The sequence below is a fragment of the Xanthomonas sp. NCPPB 3583 genome, assembly GCF_041475715.2.
In the GTDB taxonomy this organism is placed as follows: Bacteria; Pseudomonadota; Gammaproteobacteria; order Xanthomonadales; family Xanthomonadaceae; genus Xanthomonas; species Xanthomonas euvesicatoria.
The window spans coordinates 3,413,011-3,435,152 of record NZ_CM191263.1; the positions used below are offsets into that span (position 1 = coordinate 3,413,011).

Consider the following 22,142-nt stretch of genomic DNA (forward strand, 5'->3'; position numbering starts at 1 on the left):
CAACCAGAACACCCGGACGCGCCACTGCTCTCAGCCTTCAGCAGCGCCCGGCTACAATCGGCCGCATGCGCATCCTTCTACAACACGATCCCGGCGGTAACGCGCCGCTCCGCTACGTCCAGCTGACCCTGCAACCGGATCTGTTCGGTGGTTGGGAATTGCTGCGCGAAACCGGGGAGATCGGCGGACGCACGCAACTGCGACGCGACCAGTACCTGCAACAGGAGGAAGCGGACCGCGCCTTCGACAAGGCGCGCGACACCCAACTTAAACGCGGTTTCCAACTCATCACCGGCGGCGCCGACGACGCGCCGCGCTGAGGACATACTTTCCCATGCTCAAGAACGATCGCCTGCTGCGCGCGCTCAACCGTCAGCCCGTGGACCGCACCCCTGTGTGGTTGATGCGCCAGGCCGGCCGCTATTTGCCGGAGTACCGCGCCACCCGCGCGCGTGCCGGCAGTTTCCTGGGCATGGCCAAGAATCCGGACATCGCCTGCGAAGTGACCCTACAGCCGCTGCAGCGCTTCCCGCTTGATGCGGCAATCCTGTTCTCCGACATCCTCACCATCCCCGATGCGATGGGCCTGGAGCTGTACTTTGTCGAAGGCGAAGGCCCCAAGTTCCGCCACCCGGTGCGCGATGCCGCCGCAATCCACCGCCTGGGCGTGCCGGACATGGAAACCGAGCTGCGCTACGTGATGGATGCGGTGCGGGTGATCCGCCGCGAACTGGATGGTTCGGTACCCTTGATCGGTTTCTCCGGCAGCCCGTGGACGCTGGCCTGCTACATGATCGAAGGCGGCGGCAGCAAGGAATACGCACGCATCAAGGCCATGGCCTTCAACGCGCCAGAGCTGCTGCATCACCTGCTCGGCACCGTCACCGACGCGGTGATCGCCTACCTGGCCGCCCAGCGCGCGGCAGGCGCGCAGGCGCTGCAGGTATTCGACACCTGGGGCGGCGTGCTCTCGCCGGCGATGTACCGCGAATTCTCGCTGCCCTACCTGACCCGCATCGCGCGTGAACTGGAGCGCGGCACCGGGGCCGAGCGCACCCCGCTGGTGCTGTTCGGCAAGGGCAACGGCGCCTACGTGGCGGATCTGGCCGCCAGCGGCGCCGAAGCCGTGGGCGTGGACTGGACCATCTCGCTGGCTGACGCCGCTCAACGGGCGGGCGGCCGCGTTGCCCTGCAGGGCAATCTCGACCCGGCCACGCTGTACGGCTCGCCCGACGCGATCCGTAGCGAAGTCGCCAAGACCCTGGACAGCTACGCCCAAGGCAATGGCGGCTCACGCGAAGGGCACGTCTTCAACCTCGGCCATGGCATGTCGCCGGATATGAATCCCGAGCACGTGGGTGTGCTGGTGGACGCGGTGCAGAGCCTGAGCAAGCGCTAAGCCGCCGCGGCGAGCGGACCGGGTCGCACGGACCCGGCCCGTGCCAGTGCCAGTTCCCGCGTGCATGTAGGCACTGCCGAGCCAGCTATTTCGCAACTGAACCGACCCACTGGCTCTGCGCGTTCACCCCGCCGCCAGATATATATATGTGCCGGACGCGTTGTGTCATGAAACGCGTCGCGCGATTCACACCGCACCCAAGCCGCCAATGCGATGACGCGATCTGCCTGAGCGTGCAGCGTCGGCCTTGCGCCCGCACGCGGCGCAGGCTGCCAACGCAGGCATTCCCGGGCGTCGCACACAGCGTTCCGTGCCGTGCACAGCAGGGAGACGATAATGCAGCGTTCCCCCGGCCAAGCCCCCATGTCTCAGCCCGTCCCCACCTTGCGCGCCTACGCCACCATCAAGCCGCTGCTGTGGCTGGTGTCGCTGGCCATCTTCATGCAGATGCTGGATGCGACCATCGTCAACACGGCGTTGCCGTCGATGGCGCGCAGCCTGCGCGAAAGCCCGCTGCAGATGCAGTCAGTGGTCTTCAGTTATGCGCTGGCAGTGGCGATGTTCATCCCTGCCTCGGGCTGGATCGCTGACCGCTTCGGTACGCGGCGCACCTTCCTCGCCGCGATCATCGTGTTCACCTTGGGCTCGCTGCTGTGCGCGGCAGCCCAGCACCTGCCGCAGTTGGTGGCCGCACGCGTGGTGCAAGGCATCGGCGGCGCGATGCTGCTGCCGGTGGGGCGGCTGGCGGTGCTCAAGACGGTGGCACGCGCAGACTTCCTGCGCGCGATGAGCTTTATCGCCATTCCCGCCCTGATCGGCCCGCTGATCGGCCCGACCCTGGGCGGCTGGCTGGTCGAAGTCGCCTCGTGGCATTGGGTGTTCCTGATCAACCTGCCGATCGGGGTCCTCGGGTTTATTGCCGCGCTGAAGATCATGCCCGACCACTATGGCGATGCACGCAGGCGCTTCGATCTGGTCGGCTACCTGATGCTGGCGTTCGGCATGGTGGCCTTGTCGCTGGCGCTGGATGGCATCTCGGAACTCGGCCTGCGCCATGCGTTCGTGATGTTGCTGGCCATCGGCGGACTGGCTGCACTGGCCGGCTACTGGCTGCATGCGGGCAACACCGCCAACGCGCTGTTTCCGCTGGCGCTGTTCAAGGTGGCGAGCTACCGCATCGGCATTTTGGGCAACTTGTTCGCGCGCGTGGGCAGCGGCTCGATGCCATTCTTGATCCCGTTGCTGTTGCAGGTGGGCCTGGGCATGAGCCCGATGAATGCCGGGCTGATGATGGTGCCGGTGGCACTGGCCGGTATGGCCGCCAAACGCGCGGCGGTCAAGCTGGTGGGGCGCTTCGGCTACCGGCGCGTGCTGATGCTCAACACCGTGTTGGTCGGCGTGGCCATGGCCAGCTTTGCGCTCATCGATATCGGCCAGCCGCTGTGGCTGCGCCTGGTGCAACTGGCCTGCTTTGGCGCGGTGAATTCACTGCAGTTTACGGTCATGAACACCGTGACCCTGCGCGATCTGGACCGCGACCAGGCCAGCCCCGGCAACAGTCTGCTGTCGATGGTGATGATGTTGGCCACCGGTTTCGGCGCTGCGGCAGCGGGCAGCCTGTTGGCGGCATTCAACACCCATCTGGGCGATACGCATGGCGCTACCGCCGCCTTGCATGCCACCTTCCTGTGTGTGGGCGGCATCACCTTGTCGTCGACGTTGATCTTCTGGCAGCTGGCCGAGACGCGCCCCCACCCCAAGGAAGTGGAAGCGGTTGCCGAGTAGGTGCTGCGCTGGGGCACTTTCACTTCCGCCGCGGCTACGCCCCATCGCGCGCGCGGGCATGCCGCAACGCCTCGGCGATGGTATTGGCCAACATCTCGCCGGTGAGTGGCTTGCGCAGGAAACGGTCGAAGCCCGCTTCCTGCGCGTTCGGTTCGGCGGCTTCATCGGAGCGTGCGGTCACTGCGATCAACGGCATCTCGTAGCCGAAGACGCGCAACTGCCGCGCCAACGCAAAACCATCCAGCCCGGGCAGGTCCAGATCCAGCAATGCCAGATCGAACGTGTTGTCGGCCGCTTCGGTCAACGCCGCCAGCCCGTGCGGCGCATGCACCACCGAGTGCCCCTGCGCGCGCAGCAGGCCGATGATGACCTCGGCGATGGTCGGGTCGTCTTCCACCAGCAGGATGCGCTGCGGCTCGACGGGGCTGGCGGCATGTGCCACCTCGCCGTCCAGCGTTGCATCCGACGCCACCCAGCGCAGCGGCAGATCCACCACAAAGCGCGTCCCGGCGCCGAGCCGGCTGATCACCTCGATATGCCCACCCATCGCCATCGCCAGCTCCTGACAGATGGCCAGGCCCAGGCCACTGCCGCCATAACGTGAGGTGGTCTTGGCACCGTCGCCCTGCTCGAAGCGCTGGAACAAGCGCGCCTTCTGTTCGGCATTGATGCCCGGGCCCGTGTCGGCCACTTCGAAGCGCAGGCCTTGATAGGAACCGAGCGTGGTCAGCTTCAGCGCGACCACGCCGCGCTCGGTGAATTTGATCGCGTTATTGAGCAGGTTGAGCAGGATCTGCCGGATACGGGTGGAATCGCCGCTGGCGGTGATGTCGCCCAGCAGCCCGATGTCCAGGCTGAAACGCAACCCGCGCTCTTGCGCCAATGGCGCCATCAGCGCTTCGACTTCGGCCACGAGCTGACGCACCGAAAATGGCTGGAAATCCAGTTCAAGCCGGCCCGATTCGATGCGCGCCAGATCCAGCGCATCGTTGACCAGCCGCAACAGATGCGCACCCGCACGACGGATCGACTCGGTGTAGCTGCGCTGCGTGGCGTCCTGCGTGGTCTTGAGCAGCAATTCGCTCATGCCCAACACACCCGTCATCGGCGTGCGCACCTCATGGCCCAGCGTCGCCAGAAACCGGGTCTTGGCCAAGGACGCCTGTTCGGCCAGCTCCTGTTTGTGCACGGCCAGCTGCCAGGCATTCAGGCGCCGCAGCCGACGGCGATACAACAATATGGCCGCGGCGATCACGCACACGCTCAGCACCGCCAACAGGCCCAGACCCCACGGCGATAGCCACCACGGCGGCAATACCTGGAAACGGACGATCTGGCTGGCCGACCAGATGCCATCTGCCGTGCGCCCCTGCACTTCCAGCGTGTAATGCCCGGAAGGCAGGCGCGAAAACAGGCGTTCGCCGGTGGAGCCCACGTCGACCCAGTCCGGATCGTAGCCACTGAGGCGGAAGCGGTAACTGGTGGATTCGGGATTGGTGAACGTGGGCATCCGCGCCACGATATGCAGGTCGCGATCGCCGTCCTGCACCTGCAGCGGCGCCTTGCCGGTGACATCCAGTTCGCGCTCGCCGCGTCGCAGGCTGACACGTTCGATCAACAGCTGCGGTCGGCGCAGATTCGGACGCATCGTGGCCGGATCGAACACCACGATGCCATCGGATGTGCCGCCCAGGATCTGCCCCGTGCTTGCCTGCACCAGCGTGGCCACCTGCATGGGCGAACTGGGAAGTCCGTCGTGCACGTCGTACACGCGCACCAGCTTGCTGCCGGGGTCGACCCGGATCAGCCCACGATGACTGGAGACCCAGGCCACGCCACCGGCATCGATCACCAGGCCGGTCGGCGAGACCATCGGAAATTCCTGGTCCTTTCCCACCGTATCCAGATGCGTAAGCTGCTTGCCGTCCCAGAGATAGCGCCGCAATTGTCCGGCCAATCCGATCCAGACGATGCCGCCATCTCCCTGGCGAAACACATAGGTTGGCAGGGACGGCGCGCCGCGTACCGGAACGAACTGGTCGGCAAGCGGATCCCATCGCCACAGCCCGGCATTGTTGCTCAGCCAGATCTGCCCATCGGGCCCGATCCGCATGTCCAGGACCGTCAGCGCCTTCAGCCCGTGGCTTCCGTAGTCGAGCGTCCTGAGCAGCTGGCCCTCGCTGCTCCACAGCTGCACCCCGTGCGTCAGCAGCGCCACCCAGATGCGACCCTGTGCATCTTCGGCCATCCTGCCAGGCCTGCCGACATCTTCGAGATCGGCTGCGGAATCCTGGTGCCCGAGCAGTGGCCAACGCCTGGCCTCGCCCGTCTTCGGGTTGTACCGAACCAGCCGTTCCTGCACGCCGATCCAGACCATTCCCTGCCTGCTTTCGATGACCGTATCGGGAATGCGTTCCGGATCGACCGGGGCCAGGCGTGGCTCCACGCGGCCGGTGACGGGATCGAAATGCTCAAGCGTTCCACGCGTGCCGACCAGCCAGATGCCGCCGGTGACCGAAGGCGCTGTGGCAACAACCGAGGGATTGGCGAGCGAGTGCGGATCATCTGCGCGATGCGAAAACAACGCGAAGGTGTCCCAGCGCGGAGGCAGGTGCCACAACCCGCCCTCCAGGCTGGCGAACCACAGACCTCCTTCGCGGTCCTGGTAGGCGGTGATCCAGTTCCGGTTGACCAGACCGTGCGCTGAAAAACTGTAGACCGGCACGCGTTCGACGCCACCGTCGCTGGAACTCATGCCCAGGCCGGTGGCGGTATCCAGCCAGTAGCGCCCGAGCCGGTCACGCAGCAGGACGCCCCGGACCTGCGCGGTGTCCTTACCGCTTTGCCAGCGGCGGGCCACGGGCCGCCCGACCGTGTTGAACTGGACGGGGTTGCCGTCGAAATCGGCAACCCAGAGCACCTTGCCGTCGGGCTCCTTGTACATTCGGTTGACCGACTGGGACGGGCCCGGAAGCGGCACGCGCTCCAGGCGCCGACCATCCCAGTGCGCAAGCCCGCCCCAGGTGCCGATCCACAGGCCGCCGTCGGGCGCGACTTCCAGACCGACGATATTGTCGGACGGCAAGCTAGCGGCATCGCCCGCCTTGGCAGAAAAGTGCTGCATGCGCCCGTCGGGGCGGTAACGATAGAGGCCCTGCTTGGCGGTGCCGATCCAGATATCCCCGTCCAGCGTTTGTGCCAACGACCACAGGGTGGCATCGCGCAATTCCGGGAACCGCGGATCTTCCAGTCGTTTGAACGTGCGCGTGTTCGCTTCCAGATAGCCGACGCCGCCGTCCTCGAAGCCCATCCACACCCGATCGTTGGCGTCGACACAGATGGTCCAGACCACGTTGCTGGTCAGGCCATCTTCCATCCGCCAGATCCGGTAGTTGCGGCCATCGAATCTGGCCAGACCGTCATCGCTGGCAAGCCACAGATATCCCTGTCTGTCCTCGGCTAACTGATTGATCGTGTCCGACGGCAGCCCGTCGGCGATCGTCAGCTGGATAGGCACCGGTGTTGCAGGCGTCCGCGCCTGCACCGGAAACACTGCCAGACACAGGCATACCCAGAGCACAGCGAGCAGCCGATGGGGCAAGCAGGATAGAAAGCGCACCGGATCAACTTCACGACAAGTCGGCGCATAGTGCGGGCCACGCGCGGTGCGGGCAAGCGCGCTCTGCCCGTTGTGCGCACGCGCTCAGGCTGCAAGGCGCCCGCGCGGCAGCGTCATTGGTCAGTCCGTTGCACGTTGCAGGGCTTGCGAAAAGCGGGCCCGACAATTCTTTCCGCCGACACTTGCTTGCGACGCAACCGCTTGCCGCGCCCCGGGTGGCAGGGCACCTGCAGCGCCCTTCCGCCTGGCCAGACCATCGCGACCCGCATCGCTGTTCGAGCGGCCCAAGAGCGGACGAACACGCCGCGTGATACTTGGATGCCTGCTCCGGTGACAGAGCATCCGCAGCGCTTGTCAGCGCTTGCTGCGTAACGCTTCGGCAATGGTGGAGGCCAGCATGTCGCCAGTGAGCGGCTTGCGTAGGAAGCTGTCGAAGCCGGCTTCCTGCGCACTTGGTTCGGCGACCTCGTCGGCGCGTGCAGTCACGGCGATCAACGGCATGTCGTAGCCGAAGACGCGCAACTGCCGCGCCAGCGCAAAACCATCCAGCCCGGGCAGGTCCAGATCCAGCAATGCCAGATCGAACGTGTTGTCGGCCGCTTCGGTCAGCGCCGCCAGGCCATGCGGGGCATGCACGACCGAATGCCCTTGCGCTTGCAGCAGGCCGACGATGACCTCGGCGATGGTCGGGTCATCTTCCACCAGCAGGATGCGCTGCGGTTCGATAGCCGTCTCGGCATGCGCGGTCTCGCCACCGAGCGCGGCGTTGGAAGCCACCCAGCGCAGCGGCAGATCCACCACAAAGCGCGTCCCCGCACCGAGTCGGCTGATCACCTCGATCTGCCCGCCCATGGCGATTGCCAGCTCCTGGCAGATCGCCAAGCCCAGACCACTGCCGCCGTAGCGCGAGGTGGTTCTGGCACCATCGCCCTGCTCGAAGCGCTGGAACAGCCGCGCCTTCTGTTCGGCGTTGATGCCCGGCCCCGTGTCGGCCACTTCAAAGCGCAGGCCTTGATAGGAACCGAGCGTGGTCAACTTCAAACCGACCACGCCGCGCTCGGTGAATTTGATCGCGTTATTGAGCAGGTTGAGCAGGATCTGCCGGATGCGGGTGCAATCGCCACTGGCAGTGATATCACCGAGCAGCCCGATCTCCAGGCTGAAGCGCAGGCCACGCTCCTGCGCCAGCGGCGCCATCAACGCCTCCACTTCGGCCACCAGCTGACGCACCGAAAACGGCTCCACATCCAGCTCCAGCCGCCCGGATTCGATGCGCGCAAGATCCAGCGCATCGTTGACCAGCCGCAACAGATGCGCGCCTGCGCGGCGGATCGACTCGGTGTAACTGCGCTGTTTGAGATCCAGCGAAGTCTTGAGCAGCAGTTCACTCATGCCCAAGACGCCCGTCATCGGCGTACGTACTTCGTGGCCCAGGGTCGCCAGAAAACGCGTCTTGGCCAGGGACGCCTGCTCGGCCACTTCCTGTTTGTGCACCGCAAGCTGCCAGGCATTCAAGCGACGCAACCGCCGGCGGTACAACAAGATGGCTGCAGCAATCACGCATAAGGTCAGCAGGGCCAGCAGGCTCAAGCCCCACGGCGACAGCCACCATGGCGGCAACACCTGAAAACGCAAGGTCTGGCTCGCCGACCAGATCCCGTCTGCAGTGCGCCCCTGCACTTCCAGCGTGTAACGGCCTGAAGGCAGACGCGAAAACAGGCGCTCGCCACTGGGCCCGACATCGATCCAGTCCGGGTCGTAGCCGCTCAGGCGGAAGCGGTAGCTGTTGGATTCGGAGTCGGCGAAGCTGAGCAGGCGGGCGACGATATGCAAGTCGCGATCGCCGTCCTGCATGACCAAAGGCGTGACATGACTCAGATCCAGCCCGCTCTCGCCGCGACGTAGACCCACACGTTCGATCACCAACGGCACCCGATGATCATTCGGCTTGAGTTCGGCAGGATCGAAGATCACCAGCCCATCCGGCGTCGCGCCGACGATCATGCCCTTTGACGATTGCACCAAAGAACGCGCAACGAATTGCGGATTGGGCAGGCCGTCATGAACCCCGAACACGCGCACGCCCCGCGTGGCCGGGTCAACGCGAATCAGGCCACGCATACTGGACATCCAGGCAACACCGTCGTGGTCGACCACCAGTCCCTGTGGCGCAAGCGCAGGGAAGTTCTGCTCGGGGCCCACTGTATCTAGATGTTGCAGGGTGCCGTTCTTCCACAAATAGCGGCGGAGCTTCCCTAGCCCGGCAAACCAGGCGATCTGGTTGTCGCTGAAGCGAAAAGTGAAGATAGGTTCGTCGGGTGCGCCGGCAATGCGCTCGAAGCGCGCAACCGACGCGTTCCAGCGCTGCAGACCACGATTACTGGCCAGCCAGAGCGCTCCGTCCGGCCCAGCCTGCAGGTCGTAAACCACCAGATCTGCTGCAAGGCCGTGGGTCCCGCGCAACATGGTGCGCAGCAAGCGACCTTGTTCGTCCCGCTCTTGTAGCCCAAGCGTGGCATGGACCCAGATGTGACCATCGGCGGTCTGCTGCAGCGCTTCCAAGGAAGCGTCCAGTGTCGCGTCCTGTGCAGCCGCGTCCGAGCCGCTTGCTGCAGCCTTCCAGTGCTGCACCTGGCCAGTAGCGGGATCAAAGCGCACCAGCTCGGCAAACTGCCCGACCCAGACGTTACCCTTGCGATCCTCCAGCACGCTATTGGACCAGCTGGCAGACCCCAGGGTGGGCAATACACGCTCGATTTTGCCGGTGGCAGGATCTACGCGTTCGAGCACGCCCGAGGTGCCCACCAACCACATCCGACCATCGCGCGATTTTGCAGTGCCCTGGATCGCCAGGTTGCCACCTTGGCCACCGTCGTCCATGTAGTTGAAAACAACCGCGAAACGATGCCAATTCGAGGGGAGATGCCAGAGCCCGCCGTTGGGGCTGGCAAACCATACACCGCCCTCGCGATCCTGATATGCCGATTCCCAGTTGGGACGGATGCGCCCGTGCGCAGACAGACTGTACAGGGGGACATTGCGCACCTCCGCACCAGTCGTATGGCCTAGGCCGGCCAGGGTGTCCAGCCAATAGCTGCCGTCCTGGTCGCGCAACAACACGCCCAATACCGGATATTCTGCAGGTGCCTGCCAACGGTGCGGACTGAGATGACCACTTGGATCGCGCCGAAACAGCTTGTCGTCGCTGGTCCCGATCCAGATGCTGCCATCGGCATCGGCAGTTAGCCGGGTGATGATCTGTGCGGTGCCATCCGGAAATGCCTGCCGCTCGAAGTCATTACCCGTCCAATGCGCAGCACCATCGGCGGTACCGATCCAAAGTGTGCCGCGGGTATCGACATCGAGCCGATAGATCGCGTTGTCGGGCAAGCTGCGCGGATCGTCGGCACGATGTGCGAAATGCTCCAGCGAACCATCCGGCCGCAGCCGGTATAGCCCACTCATTTCAGTGCCGAACCATATGCTGCCGTCGTCGGTAGACTTGATGTTCCAGATCGCAGCGCCGCGAAGTTCCGGATAGCGCGCACCATCATAGAAAGTGAATTGATGGCGTGCGGGGTCCAGCATCGCAAGGCCTGCCATGCCGGTCCCGATCCAGACCCGGTTGCGCTTGTCGACGTGAACCGCCCAGATCTGGTTGTCGCGCAAACCGTCTTCGATGCGCCAGATACGGAAGTTTCGCCCGTCGTAACGCGCTAACCCATCGCTGCTGGCCAGCCACAAATATCCATTGGCATCCTCATCGAAGCCGTACACCACGTTGGATGGCAGCCCGTCGGCCACGGTCAGCTGCCGCGGCTGCGGCAGTACCGGCACGCCGGCCAGCGTAAGACTCGGCCAGCCTGACACGACGGCCAGGCAAAGCAGTAATAGAGCCCGCGTCATCAAGGCTTTCAGCGGCATGCGACGACTGGGGTGTTGTGGTGGTAGCAGCATGCGCTCGCGTGTCCTTTGCACGCATAGTGCGGACCTTGCCTGATGCTGGCAACACACAGAAGCGCGCCAACGGTGATCGTTTACAGCAGGCAGGCATCGTACGGCCGTCTTTACGCGATGCGATGCCCGATGAGCACCGGCATCGTCAACGCATCGGGGCCGTGCACCCACGCTAGGTAGTGGCCTGCATGCCGGCGGCTGCGCGCGCAGCCGTAATCGCTTCCACCAGCAGATCGGCAGTGACCGGTTTGCGCAGGAATCCGTCGAAACCTGCGGCCTTGGCCTGGGTCTGCGCGGCGCTGTCAGCGCGTGCCGTGACTGCCAGCAGCGGGAAGCGATGGCCAAGTTGGCGCAGCTGCGATGCCAGGGCAAAGCCGTCCAGCCCGGGGAGATCCAGATCCAGCAGCGCGATGTCGAACCTGCCATCCACCGTTTCCGACAATGCAGCCAGCCCATGCGCGGCATGCACCACGCGGTGACCTCGATTGGTCAACAAGCCGCTGATTACCTCCGCCACGGTCGGGTCGTCTTCCACCAGCAGGATGCGCAGCGGCTCGCCTGCAGGCGCCTGCACCTGGCCGGTGGCGATACGTGTGCCGGAGCGGTCGATCGGCAAGGGCAGATCCACGGTGAACTGGGTGCCGACGCCAAGCCGGCTGCGCACGCGGATTCGGCCCTTCATCGCCACGGTGAGTTCCTGGCAGATCGCCAGCCCAAGCCCGCTGCCGCCGTAGCGCGAACTGGTGCGCGCACCCTCGCCTTGTTCGAAGCGCTGGAACAGTCGCTTCTGCTGTTCCGACCCGATGCCAGGACCCGTATCGCGCACCTTGAAGCGCAGGGCATCGCCGTGCTGGCTGACGGTAAGCGACACCTCGCCGCGTTCGGCAAACTTGATCGCATTGCCCAGCAGGTTGATCAGGATCTGACGCACCCGCGTTGCATCGCCCACGACCACCACATGCGGGGGAAGCTGATTGCGGTACTCCAAGCGCAGGCCGCGCGCGTCAGCGATGGGATGCATGAAATCGGCCAGTTCCTGGGTGAGCTGCGCGGGATCGAAGGGCTGCTGTACCAGCTCCAGCTTGCCGGCCTCGATGCGTGCCAGATCCAGTGCATCGTTGACCAAGCGCAGCAGATGCGTGCCGGCCTTGCGGATCGCATCGACATACCCGCGCTGCTTGGCATTCAGCGGCGTGGCCAGCAGCAACTCGCTCATGCCCAGCACGCCGGTCATGGGTGTACGCACTTCGTGGCCAAGCGTCGCCAGGAAATGCGACTTGGCGATCGATGCCTGCTCGGCCAGCTGTTGCCGCTGCTGTGTCAGCACCCACTCCTGCTGCCGCCGCACGCGCTTTCGCCAGGCCCAAACACTTAAGTACAGCAGCAGCATGCAGAGCGCTGCCGCGGCCAATTGCGCGGCCGTGCTCAACCACCACGGCGGCCGCACCTCCAGTTGCAACACCGGCGCAGCGACCCAATCGCCATCGCCGGCACGCGCCTGGACTTCGATGCGGTAGTCGCCAGGCGGCAATCGCGAGATCACGCGCTCGCCGCTGGCACCCTGCTCCACCCAGCGTTCGTCGTAGCCATTGACACGGTAGCGGTAATGCGCGGAGGCCGGATCGACAAACGACAACAGCCGTGCGCTGATGCGCAGATCGCGATCGCGCGCCTGCAGGATCACCGGCGCGTTGTGGGCAACCGTCTGCGGGCGCTCGGCATCGTTGCGCCGCACCTGCACCGATTCGATCACCAAGCGGGCCAGCGGCGCTGGCGCAAATGGCCGCGACGGATCGAACAACACGATGCCGCTGGTCGTCAGCGCCAGCACCTGGCCGTTGGGACCAATCGCCGGCGGACGCATCGAAAACTCGCTATCTGGCAGGCCGTCGCGTGGACCGAACCGGCGGACCTGCGGCTGGCCGCGCTTGTAAGCGAACAGGCCCCGCGAGGTGGTGGCCCAGACCGTGTCGTCGCCGCCCAGCGCCAGGCCGCGTATCTCGGTAGGAGGCAGGCCGTGTTCGTGCCCGACCCGCTCCAGCAGGCGCGCCTGCCGCCCGTCCCAGCCGTAGCGTTCCAGCGCACCGGAACGCCCAACCCAGAACTCGCGCGGCGACACGAAGGCCAGCGCATAGACTTCATGATTGGCGTCCTTGATCACTGCGCGAAAGCGTTCGCCCTGCCAGACCCACACACCATCCCCGGCTGCGACCCAGGCGGTGCCATCCGGCCGCACCGTCAGTTGCTGCACCATGCCGCCGACTTCACTGAGATCGGTGCCGAAGCGGAACGTGGCCAGCAGCCGTCCATCCGCGGCACGTCGCTGTACGCCACCTTCCACGATCGAAACCCAGAATTCGCCATCGATGCCGGGTGTCATCAGTTCCACCCGATGCGTTTCGGAAACACCGATCTGCATTGCGAGCTTCTGCTGCTGGCCGGTCTCCGGGGTATAGCGCGTCACGCCATCGCGCAGCGCGATCCACAAACTGCCGCCGCCGGCCGGCAGCACCGACTGCACGGTGCCGCCGCCCAATGCGTCGCTATGCAGGACCGGCACCAGCTCACCGTCATTGCCGAGCCGGTAGACGCCTTCGCCGGTCGTCACCAGAAAGCTGTCGCCATCGGCCGCAGCGTTGACCAGATACAGGCTCTCCAGCGGCTTGCCCTGGGTCTGGAAAATGGTGGAGAACCGCCGCCAGTCCGGCGGCAAATACGCCACGCCCTGCGAAATCAGTCCGAGCCATAGCCCGCCCTGCCGGTCCTGCATCACATCGAGCACGCCGCTATGTGCGGTGAGGAAGCCGCTGCCGCGATCGCCTTCCATCAGGCGCAGCGCGGTTTCTCCCGGCGCCACCCGGAAAAATCCGTCGGCTGCACCAATCCAGTAGCCACCGTGCACATCGTGTACCACGGTCGCGGCACGCAGGGCATCGGCCCCGCTCCAGGGCGCGCGTTCCAGCGCACCAGCAGGCGTCACCCTGTACAAGCCATTGCTGGTCCCGACCCACACCGTACCGTCGGCATCCTTGCTGAGCTTGAAAACCGTCGTGCTCAGTCGGTCTGGCGCGATGCGCACGAAGCGCTCGCCGTCGCGCATCACCAACCCGCTGTCGGTGCCGATCCATAGCCGGCCGCGCGCATCGGTCAGCAGGCTCATGATGGTGTTGCTGGGCAGTCCATCCGCCGCATCCGGTGTGGCACGGAACGCCGTCACCCGACCATTTTCTTCGCGCCGGCACAGCCCGGCACTGCTGGTTCCTACCCAGATCGCATCTTGTGCCTGGGCCAGTGCCCAGACCTGCCCATCGCATGCGCTGCCAACGTCGGGAAATGTCGTAAACGCCGAGCGCGCCGCATCCAGCATGCTCGGTGGCGAGCCGTTGATGCCAACCCATATCCGGTCGCGATCATCGACGAACAGCGTTTCCACTTCGTTGCCCGGAATCGAACTGGCGACATGCGGATCGTGCTGCCATACCTGCAAACCGATGCCGTCATAGCGCGCAAGGCCATCGCTGGTCGCCGCCCAGACATAGCCTTGCCGATCCTGGGCCAAGGCCAGCACCATGCGCGAAGGCAGGCCTTCGGCACTACCGAAGCGGCGCATGCGCGGGGTCTCGATCTGATTCACCGCCGCCGCATCCAGCCCGCTCAGCAGCAAGAGCACGGCCAGCACCGACATCAGCACGTTCTTCATCGTCATCCGTGTCCCCATCGCCGCGTGTGCGCCCGGCGTTCCTTGTTGGGACTGCACTTTACCCGCTACGCCGCAGTTCTTGGTCCCAGGAACTGGCTCGCTCCCTGGCCGAGTTGCCGTTCTGCTGCCCGCTGCGACTGACCCGGCATGCGACCAAATGCTTGGCCGGCCAGTGCAGCAGGTATCTGCTGCGCATGGCACTGGTCGTGGCGAACGCACTGCCGGTTTGCTGTCTGCCATGGAACCAAGACAGCGCCGGCGCGAGGCTGCTGTCGCGTCCTCGCCTGGCTTGCACCTGGACCTACGCGTCGCCGGCCTCGCGATCGCGCTGGCCATCATCGACATCGGCAAGCACCCGCGCCAAGGCCTGCGCCAGCAAATCGCCAGTGACCGGTTTGCGCAGAAAGCCATTGCAGCCGGCGGCCATCGCCTGCGGTTCGGCATCCGTGTCGGCACGTGCGGTCACGGCCACGATCGGGAAGCGCACACCGCGCGCGCGCAACTGCGCCACCAGCGCCGCACCATCGAGGCCGGGAAGATCCAGATCGCACAATCCCGCATCGAAACTGCGCGTGCTCACCTCTGCCAGCGCGGCAAGACCATGCAGCACATGCGTGACGTGATGCCCACGCGTCTGCAGCAGGCCCACGATCACCTGCGCCACGGTCGCATCGTCCTCGACCAGCAGCAGCTGCAACGGCGCTTGCTCACGCAGCGACGGAGCGCGCACTGCAGGCAGCGTGACCGCAGGCAAGGTGGACACCCAGTGCAACGGCAGCTCGACCACAAAACACGCGCCCTGCCCCAATTCACTGGTGACCGTCACCGCGCCGCCCATTGCCGCGGCAAGTTCGCGGCAGATCGCCAGCCCCAGCCCACTGCCGCCGTGCCGTGCCAGCGTGAGCGCGCCTTCGGCCTGTTCAAACCGCTGGAACAGCCGTCCGCGCTGCTCGGCGCTCATGCCCGGCCCGGTGTCGCGCACTTCCACGCGCAGACCCTGCCGGGTGTACTGCGGCAACGTGGTAAGGCGCAGGTGCACGCTACCGCGCTCGGTGAACTTGACCGCATTGAACAGCAGATTCAGCAGGATCTGCTGCACGCGACTGGCATCGCCATGCAATGCCGGTGGCAATGCCTCGTCGAGCTCGCACTGGAAGGCCAGCTGCTTCTGCTCGGCACTCGGGCGCACCAGTTCCACCACCTGGCCGACCAACTGGCGCAGATCGAAATCGCGGTAATCCAGCGGCAATTTGCCCGCTTCGATCCGGGCCAGATCCAGTGCATCGTTGACCAGACGCAGCAGGTGCTTGCCGGCCAGCTGGATCGCGCTTGCATAGCCTTGCTGACGGCCATCCAATGGGGTCTGCAGCAGTAACTCGCTCATGCCCAGCACACCGGTCATCGGCGTGCGCACCTCGTGACCCAACGTTGCCAGAAAGCGCGTCTTGGCGAGCGACGCCTGCTCGGCCAACTCGCGCTTGTGTTGCGCCAGCTGCCATTGCGCGCGCATGCGGATACGTCGGCGATAAGCGGCGGCCAGCAAGGCGCTCAACAGCAATCCGGAAAACCCAATCGCCGCAATCCCGATCTCGCTACGCCACCAGGGGGGCCTGACCGAAAATTGCAGCGAACGTACCTGCGAGCGATTGCCCAGCGGGTCGATGCCCTGCAGCGCAAGCGTGTAGTTGCCGGCAGGCAGGCTGGCGAATTCGCGGATGCCGGTGTTGCCTATGGTCTGCCAGTCAGTATCGAAGCCTTTCAGGAAGCTGCGATACCGATTGGACAGCGGGTCGCTGTACGACAGCAAGCGGCTGACGATCTGCAGCTGGCGGTCCTCCGGGCCCAGCTGGAACGGGCGGTCCATCGGCAAGGCGATGCGTGCGCCATTGCGCAGCACGCTGACGTGTTCCAGCTGCAGTGCCGGCACGAACGGGGCAACATCCGGCATTGCGGTATCCAGCAGCACGGTAGAGCCATCGCTGGTTGCCCCGATCAAGGTGTCGCCCGAAGTCAACAGGCAATGCTGGATGAACTCCTGACTGGTGAGGCCATCGCGCGTGCCGATATTGCGGACCCGTGCCGGATTCACCGAGGGATCGATCCGCCAAAGCCCGCGCAGACTGGAAATCCAGACACGCCCACGCGGGTCGATCTGCATGGCAGAGGCATCGAACCCGCTCAGTCCATCCGCTTCGCCTACCTGACGCACGCGCTTCCAGCCGGCGGCGCGCTTTTGCCACTGCTCTGCACCGGAGGCGCGATATACCCAAAGTGTGTCCGCAGACTGGCTGGCGAATGCCTGGATCGGCGTCCCCTCAAGCCCTGCCACCGGCACGAAGCGGCCTGTCGCGTCGTCCCATGCGAACATGCCGCCCTCGCCGGCCACCCAGACGCGTCCGTCGGGGCCCTGGTCCAGTTGTTGGATGTCGATCGCGCGTAGGCCATGCAGGTCTTGTTGGGTCATCCGCTGCAAGACCTTGCCGGTGCGCAGGTCGCGCTGCTGCACCATGTCGATGAAGGCCATCCAGACGGTGTCGCCATGCTCCATGATCCATTCCGGCGCCGACAACGCCGATGACGGCTCGGGCCCATCGGACGGCCAGTGCACGAAGTCACCGGTACGCAGGTCCATCCGCGAAAGGCCAAAGGTCAAATTCCCCAGCCACACCCGTTGCAGGCGATCTTCCAATGCCGACACCAACTCCATCCCTTTGAGCTGCGGCGACTGCAGGCCTGTCTGGAACGAATCGCCGGTGCTCGGATCCACGCGCAACAGACGCCCCTGCGCATCGACCTGCCATAAGCCCCCTGAGCGCTTGGCAGGCGCCAGGTTGCAATAGATCGCATCGCCCATCGGCACCGCGGGCTTGAGCACGGCACTGCGTTTCCAGTCGGCTGGCAGATACCCAAGCCCGGTGCCATGCATGGGCACCCACAGGCCGCCATCGGCCGCCCCCATCAAGCCGATCACGTTACGACGCGACAGCGGCCCCTCCCCGCTCAGGGCGGGCACCGGTGGACGCTCTCCGCGCGTGCGCCAAAGACCACGTCCGCTGCCCAGCCAGAATTCGCCATCCGGCGTCGCGACTGCGCCCCAGAACTCATTACCGTTGCCGAACATCGTTGACCAGGCAAGCGGCTGCCAGCGACCGTCGGCGCGCAGCACGTGCAATCCCGATTCGCTTCCCAGCCACAAACGGTCCCCGGCCCACTGCAAACCGAAGATGGCCGCTTCCCGGTTTGGCTCGTCCGCGACGTATTGGCGGTGCAGTTGCGTGCCGTCGTAATAGGCCAGGCCATTGCTGGTGCCGATCCACAGGCGGTGCTGGTTGTCCACCGCCAGGTTCATGACCATGGCGTGATCCAGCGCGCCTTCGATCCCGCCCAGGTTCACCGACGACATTCCTCCGTCGGCACCGATGCGCACCAGCGCACCGGTGGTGGTGCCGGCCCAGATGCCGCCATCGAATGCGGCGATGCTGAAGATCTCGCCGTCCTTCAGCAATGGATAGTCTGCAGCGCGATAGTGAACAAAGCGCCTGCGGCCGGCATCCAGCACGCTCAGCGTCTTGCCGCAGCCCACCCAGACCCGGTCCAGCGCATCGATATGCAATGCCTGCACCGCGTTGCAGGGCAACGACCCGGGGTCGGCCGGATCGTGCCGCCAGGTCCTGAAGCCCGCGCCGTCGTACCGCACCAGACCGTCGAGCGTTCCAAGCCATAGATAGCCGGCGCGATCCTGGCTGATGGCAACCACCATCGTCGAAGGCAATCCTTCGCTGGGTCCCACGATCCGAAAGCGTGGCACTTCCGGAATCTTTGCCGCGCACGGCCAGATCGCCAACAGCACGGCCAGCACCACGATGAGTACACGCATGGGGGAATCCTTTCCTCGTCCAGCCGGCATGCTCGCAACGGATCGTTGCGAGCGCAAGCCGAGCGCGCGTTGCCGGGATATGTCTAGAATCCGCCCATGACAATCCTCGCCCGCCTATTGGTGTCCTCTGCCCTGGTTGCAACCAGCCTCGCCGCCACCGCTGCGCCTGTGCGGTATGCGCTGGATCCGGTGCATACCCGGGTGTTGTTCGCGGTGGAACATGCCGGCTTTTCCAAGGCATTGGGTACCGTTTCCGGAAGTAGCGGCACCTTGGTCTTCGACCCGGACGACTGGGCCGCCGCCCGGCTGGATGTCACCGTGCCGCTGCACCGCGCAGACCTGGGCGATGCCAAGTGGAACCAGGCCACCCTGGCACGCAACCTACTCGACGCCGAGCGCTTTCCCGACGCGCATTTCGTCTCCACGCACGTCGAGGCCAGCGGCGAAAACCACGCCAAGGTCAGCGGTAACCTGACCCTGCACGGGGTCACCCGCCCGGTCACCCTGGACGTCACCCTCAACGCGCTCAAGCGCCATCCGCTCCCGCCGTTCCGCCGTACGGCCGGTTTCTCCGCCACCGCCACGCTGAGCCGTTCCGAGTTCGGGATTGATGCCTGGAAATCGATGATCGGCGACAGCGTGGAGTTGCGCATCGAAGCCGAAGCCGTGCGCGAAGGGCGCGCCGACGAGGAGACCCACGAGCCGCAAGCCGCACCCACGCCTGCGGACGCCGCCGCCACCCAGGAATCGGGCACATGAGCATGAAGAACCTCGAGCGCTGGGGCGGTGTGAGCCAGACCCTGCACTGGTTGATCGCACTGCTGATCCTGGTGCTGGGCATCGTCGGCCTGACCATGGGCGAGCTGCCCAAGACCCCGAAATACTTCTGGGTGTACACGGCGCACAAATCGGTGGGGCTGACTGTCCTGGCCTTGGTGATCGTGCGGCTTGGGTGGCGCATCTACGCCGGCGCACCGCCGCCGGTGGCCGGTACGCCGCGCTGGCAGGAGCGCATCGCCGGGTTCACCCACTGGCTGCTGTACGCCATGATCTTCGCCATGCCGCTGTCGGGCTGGTTGTACGACTCCACCAGCGGCCTGCGGCCGTTTCGCTGGTTCGGCCTGTTCAATGTGCCCAAGCTCAGCCCCCCGGACGAACAATTGCGCGCCATTGCGCACTTCGTCCACGAATGGGGTTTCTGGTTGCTGATTGCCGTGGTATTGGCGCATGCCGGCGCTGCGTTTTACCACCACCTGTTCCAGCGCGACGCCACCCTGGCGCGGATGTTGCCGCGTGGCTGGCTGGCTCCCAAACCATAAGGATTTCCCATGTCGTCCAAGTTGTTTGTCTCTCCGATGCTGGTCGCGGCCTCGCTGGTGGCCACGTTCGCCGCCGCGCCGGTGCTGGCCGCCGATTACGTGCAGGCGCCCGGCTCCAGCCTGGTATTTGCCAGCAAGTACGACGGTGAAGTGTTCACCGGCAAGTTCCCCGGCTTCGACACCACGCTGAGTTTCGATCCGGCCAATCTTGCCGGGGCCAAGCTCGATGTGCGTATCCCGCTGGCCAGCGCGGTCAGCGGCAACAACGATCGCGATTCCACCCTGCAGGGTCCGGATTTCTTCAATGTCGCCAAGTTCGCCACTGCGCGCTACCGCGCCGACAAGTTCCGCGCCCTGGGCGGCAACCAGTACGCTGCCGACGGCACCTTGGAACTGCGCGGTGTCAGCAAGCCGGTGATGCTGACCTTTACCTGGACGCCCGGCGCGCAGCCGGTGCTGTCCGGCAAGGCCGTCGTCAAGCGGCTGGACTTTGGCGTGGGCGGCGGCGACTGGGCCGACACCAAGACCATTCCCAACGAAACCGCGATCAGCACCAAGGTCGTGTTGAAGGCGAAGTAACGCCACAGGCTGCAACCGGACGCAGCCACTGAGCGGCGGACTACTCGTCGGGTCCGCCGCTTTTTTGTGCCCACATGGCGTGGAACAGCGAGCCGGTGCTCACCGGCTGCTATAGATTGCGGAGCCGGCGCGTTGTCTTGCCGCTCCTACCGCTCGGCGACGTCGTCGTCCAGCCATGTACGCAAGCGCACGCGATCGAACGGCCAATCCAGCTCGCGTCCACGCGCATCGCGCAGCACCGGCACGCGCGCGCCGTAAACGACCTCAAGCGCCGCGTCGTCGTCGATGAACACGCTGTCGAAATCGCCTGCACGCGCCTGCGCCAGCACTTCCACGGCCTGGTCGCACAGGTGGCAATCGTCGCGCTGGTACAGGGTCAGGGGCATCGGCCGGGCTCTCATGCTGCGCTGCAGCCGTGCCGCAAGCGCCGAACGACTAGAATAGCCGCCTTTACGCTCACCTCTCCGGCACGCATGGCTGTCAGCACGTTCGACCTGTTCAAGATCGGTATCGGCCCAAGTTCCTCCCACACCGTGGGGCCGATGCGCGCCGCCGAGCGCTTCGTGCATCGCTGGCTGCTCAATGCCGGGCGCCTGCAAGACGTGGTGCGCATCCGCGCCGAAGTCTTCGGCTCGCTCGCCCTGACCGGCCGCGGCCATGGCACCGACAAGGCGGTGCTGCTCGGGCTGGAGGGCCACCGCCCCAACCTGATCGACCCGGACATCATCCCCGCCACGCTGGAGCGCATTCGTACCAGCAAGCGCATCACCTTGATGGGCCAGCACGCCATCGTCTTCGACGAAAAGCGCGACCTGCCGATGAACAAGCGGCAGAAGCTGCCGTACCACACCAACGGCATGCGCTTTACCGCCTACGATGCCGATGAAGCCGTCATCGCCACACGCGATTACTATTCGGTCGGCGGCGGCTTCGTGGTCAATCAGGACGACGCCGCAGACGACCGCATCGTGGCCGACGAAACGCCGCTGCCCTACCCGTTCCTCAGCGGCGACGAACTGCTGGCGCAGTGCGCGCGCAGCGGCCTGAGCATTGCCGCGCTGATGTTCGAGAACGAAAAGAGCTGGCGCAGCGAAGAGGAGATCCGTGCGGGCCTGCGCGAACTGTGGAATGCGATGCAGTCCTGCGTGAAGCGCGGCATCCGCGAAGAAGGCACGCTACCGGGCGGCCTGAATGTCTCCCGCCGCGCACCAGCGCTGTACCGCGAACTGTCCTCCAAGCCGGAGGCGGCCATGCGCGACCCGTTGACCACGCTGGATTGGGTCAACCTGTACGCACTGGCCGTCAACGAAGAAAACGCCGCCGGCGGCCGCGTGGTCACCGCGCCGACCAACGGCGCGGCCGGCATCATTCCGGCGGTGCTGCATTATTTCGACCGCTTCTGCGCAGGCGCATCCGAACAACGCATCTTCGATTTCCTGCTCACCGCAGCGGCCATCGGCATTCTCTACAAGGAAAACGCCTCGATTTCCGGTGCCGAAGTCGGCTGCCAGGGCGAAGTGGGCGTGGCCTGCTCGATGGCCGCCGGCGGCCTGGTTGCCGCACTCGGCGGCAACCCCGGGCAGATCGAAAACGCCGCGGAAATCGGCATGGAACACAACCTGGGCCTGACCTGCGACCCGATCGGCGGGCTGGTACAGATTCCGTGCATCGAACGCAACGCCATGGGCGCGGTGAAGGCCATCAACGCCAGCCGCATGGCCATGCGTGGCGACGGCAAGCACAAGGTCTCGCTGGACAAGGTCATCAAGACCATGCGCGACACCGGCCGCGACATGCAGGACAAGTACAAGGAAACCAGCCGCGGCGGGCTGGCGGTGAACGTCATCGAATGCTGAGCCAATCGTAGGCGGAGTGCTGCTCAACCCAGCGCGCGCAGCGACGAAAAA

The 22,142-nt window shown here is 65.4% G+C and carries 12 protein-coding genes; 7 read left to right on the forward strand and 5 right to left on the reverse strand.

Features of this window, described 5'->3' with window-relative positions; genetic code table 11:
• Positions 1-65: 65 nt before the first annotated feature.
• From ACCQ07_RS14940 to mdtD, 3 genes are all read left to right on the forward strand, one after another.
• The gene (locus tag ACCQ07_RS14940) at positions 66-320 is read left to right on the forward strand and encodes a WGR domain-containing protein (RefSeq protein WP_014090725.1); all 255 of its coding nucleotides are present in this window, start codon (positions 66-68) and stop codon (positions 318-320) included.
• A 14-nt stretch (positions 321-334) separates the two neighbouring features.
• Positions 335-1,399 (forward strand): uroporphyrinogen decarboxylase, encoded by a 1,065-nt coding sequence (gene hemE / locus ACCQ07_RS14945; RefSeq protein ID WP_008571718.1) that lies wholly within the window; start codon positions 335-337, stop codon positions 1,397-1,399.
• Between the two features lie 363 nt (positions 1,400-1,762).
• A complete protein-coding gene (gene mdtD, locus ACCQ07_RS14950; protein ID WP_014090726.1) occupies positions 1,763-3,184 on the forward strand; it encodes a multidrug transporter subunit MdtD in 1,422 nt (473 codons plus the stop codon).
• 34 nt (positions 3,185-3,218) lie between these two features.
• Here the strand turns inward: mdtD and ACCQ07_RS14955 are convergent, their stop codons facing one another.
• From ACCQ07_RS14955 to ACCQ07_RS14970, 4 genes are all read right to left on the reverse strand, one after another.
• Entirely contained in the window at positions 3,219-6,764 is a 3,546-nt protein-coding gene (locus ACCQ07_RS14955; RefSeq protein WP_209261280.1) for a hybrid sensor histidine kinase/response regulator, read from the reverse strand.
• Between the two features lie 393 nt (positions 6,765-7,157).
• Positions 7,158-10,727, reverse strand: a complete 3,570-nt coding sequence (locus ACCQ07_RS14960; protein ID WP_372363417.1) for a sensor histidine kinase — start codon at positions 10,725-10,727, stop codon at positions 7,158-7,160.
• 205 nt (positions 10,728-10,932) lie between these two features.
• Positions 10,933-14,460: a sensor histidine kinase gene (locus ACCQ07_RS14965; protein WP_372363419.1), complete on the reverse strand. Its 3,528-nt coding sequence runs from the start codon at positions 14,458-14,460 to the stop codon at positions 10,933-10,935.
• A gap of 301 nt (positions 14,461-14,761) precedes the next feature.
• The gene (locus tag ACCQ07_RS14970) at positions 14,762-18,337 is read right to left on the reverse strand and encodes a hybrid sensor histidine kinase/response regulator (protein ID WP_372363420.1); all 3,576 of its coding nucleotides are present in this window, start codon (positions 18,335-18,337) and stop codon (positions 14,762-14,764) included.
• A gap of 96 nt (positions 18,338-18,433) precedes the next feature.
• On the opposite strand from ACCQ07_RS14970, the gene ACCQ07_RS14975 reads away from it, so the two are divergent.
• Genes ACCQ07_RS14975 through ACCQ07_RS14985 form a run of 3 tightly spaced genes read left to right on the forward strand, consistent with a single transcriptional unit; the run spans position 18,434 to position 20,235 of the window.
• Positions 18,434-19,096: a YceI family protein gene (locus ACCQ07_RS14975; protein WP_372363421.1), complete on the forward strand. Its 663-nt coding sequence runs from the start codon at positions 18,434-18,436 to the stop codon at positions 19,094-19,096.
• A complete protein-coding gene (locus ACCQ07_RS14980; protein ID WP_008575305.1) occupies positions 19,093-19,656 on the forward strand; it encodes a cytochrome b in 564 nt (187 codons plus the stop codon). Before ACCQ07_RS14975 ends, ACCQ07_RS14980 begins: the two co-directional genes overlap by 4 nt.
• Before the next feature lie 9 nt (positions 19,657-19,665).
• Positions 19,666-20,235 carry a YceI family protein gene (locus ACCQ07_RS14985; RefSeq protein WP_008575303.1) on the forward strand — a complete coding sequence of 190 codons (570 nt, stop codon included), beginning with the start codon at positions 19,666-19,668 and terminating at the stop codon, positions 20,233-20,235.
• A 146-nt stretch (positions 20,236-20,381) separates the two neighbouring features.
• Here ACCQ07_RS14985 and ACCQ07_RS14990 read toward each other — a convergent pair whose 3' ends face one another.
• Positions 20,382-20,621, reverse strand: coding sequence for a glutaredoxin family protein (locus tag ACCQ07_RS14990; RefSeq protein ID WP_071118562.1), 240 nt, complete (start codon positions 20,619-20,621; stop codon positions 20,382-20,384).
• A gap of 87 nt (positions 20,622-20,708) precedes the next feature.
• On the opposite strand from ACCQ07_RS14990, the gene ACCQ07_RS14995 reads away from it, so the two are divergent.
• A complete protein-coding gene (locus ACCQ07_RS14995) occupies positions 20,709-22,091 on the forward strand; it encodes an L-serine ammonia-lyase (protein ID WP_071118561.1) in 1,383 nt (460 codons plus the stop codon).
• Positions 22,092-22,142: the final 51 nt, after the last annotated feature.

Excerpts from the sequence above, each read along its gene's own strand:
- ACCQ07_RS14940 (WP_014090725.1), top strand. The coding sequence starts at position 66 with ATGCGCATCCTTCTACAACACGATCCCGGCGGTAACGCGCCGCTCCGC.
- hemE (WP_008571718.1), top strand. The coding sequence starts at position 335 with ATGCTCAAGAACGATCGCCTGCTGCGCGCGCTCAACCGTCAGCCCGTG.
- mdtD (WP_014090726.1), top strand. The coding sequence starts at position 1,763 with ATGTCTCAGCCCGTCCCCACCTTGCGCGCCTACGCCACCATCAAGCCG.
- ACCQ07_RS14960 (WP_372363417.1), bottom strand. The coding sequence starts at position 10,727 with ATGCCGCTGAAAGCCTTGATGACGCGGGCTCTATTACTGCTTTGCCTG.
- ACCQ07_RS14965 (WP_372363419.1), bottom strand. The coding sequence starts at position 14,460 with ATGAAGAACGTGCTGATGTCGGTGCTGGCCGTGCTCTTGCTGCTGAGC.
- ACCQ07_RS14970 (WP_372363420.1), bottom strand. The coding sequence starts at position 18,337 with ATGCGTGTACTCATCGTGGTGCTGGCCGTGCTGTTGGCGATCTGGCCG.
- ACCQ07_RS14975 (WP_372363421.1), top strand. The coding sequence starts at position 18,434 with ATGACAATCCTCGCCCGCCTATTGGTGTCCTCTGCCCTGGTTGCAACC.
- ACCQ07_RS14980 (WP_008575305.1), top strand. The coding sequence starts at position 19,093 with ATGAGCATGAAGAACCTCGAGCGCTGGGGCGGTGTGAGCCAGACCCTG.
- ACCQ07_RS14985 (WP_008575303.1), top strand. The coding sequence starts at position 19,666 with ATGTCGTCCAAGTTGTTTGTCTCTCCGATGCTGGTCGCGGCCTCGCTG.
- ACCQ07_RS14990 (WP_071118562.1), bottom strand. The coding sequence starts at position 20,621 with ATGCCCCTGACCCTGTACCAGCGCGACGATTGCCACCTGTGCGACCAG.
- ACCQ07_RS14995 (WP_071118561.1), top strand. The coding sequence starts at position 20,709 with ATGGCTGTCAGCACGTTCGACCTGTTCAAGATCGGTATCGGCCCAAGT.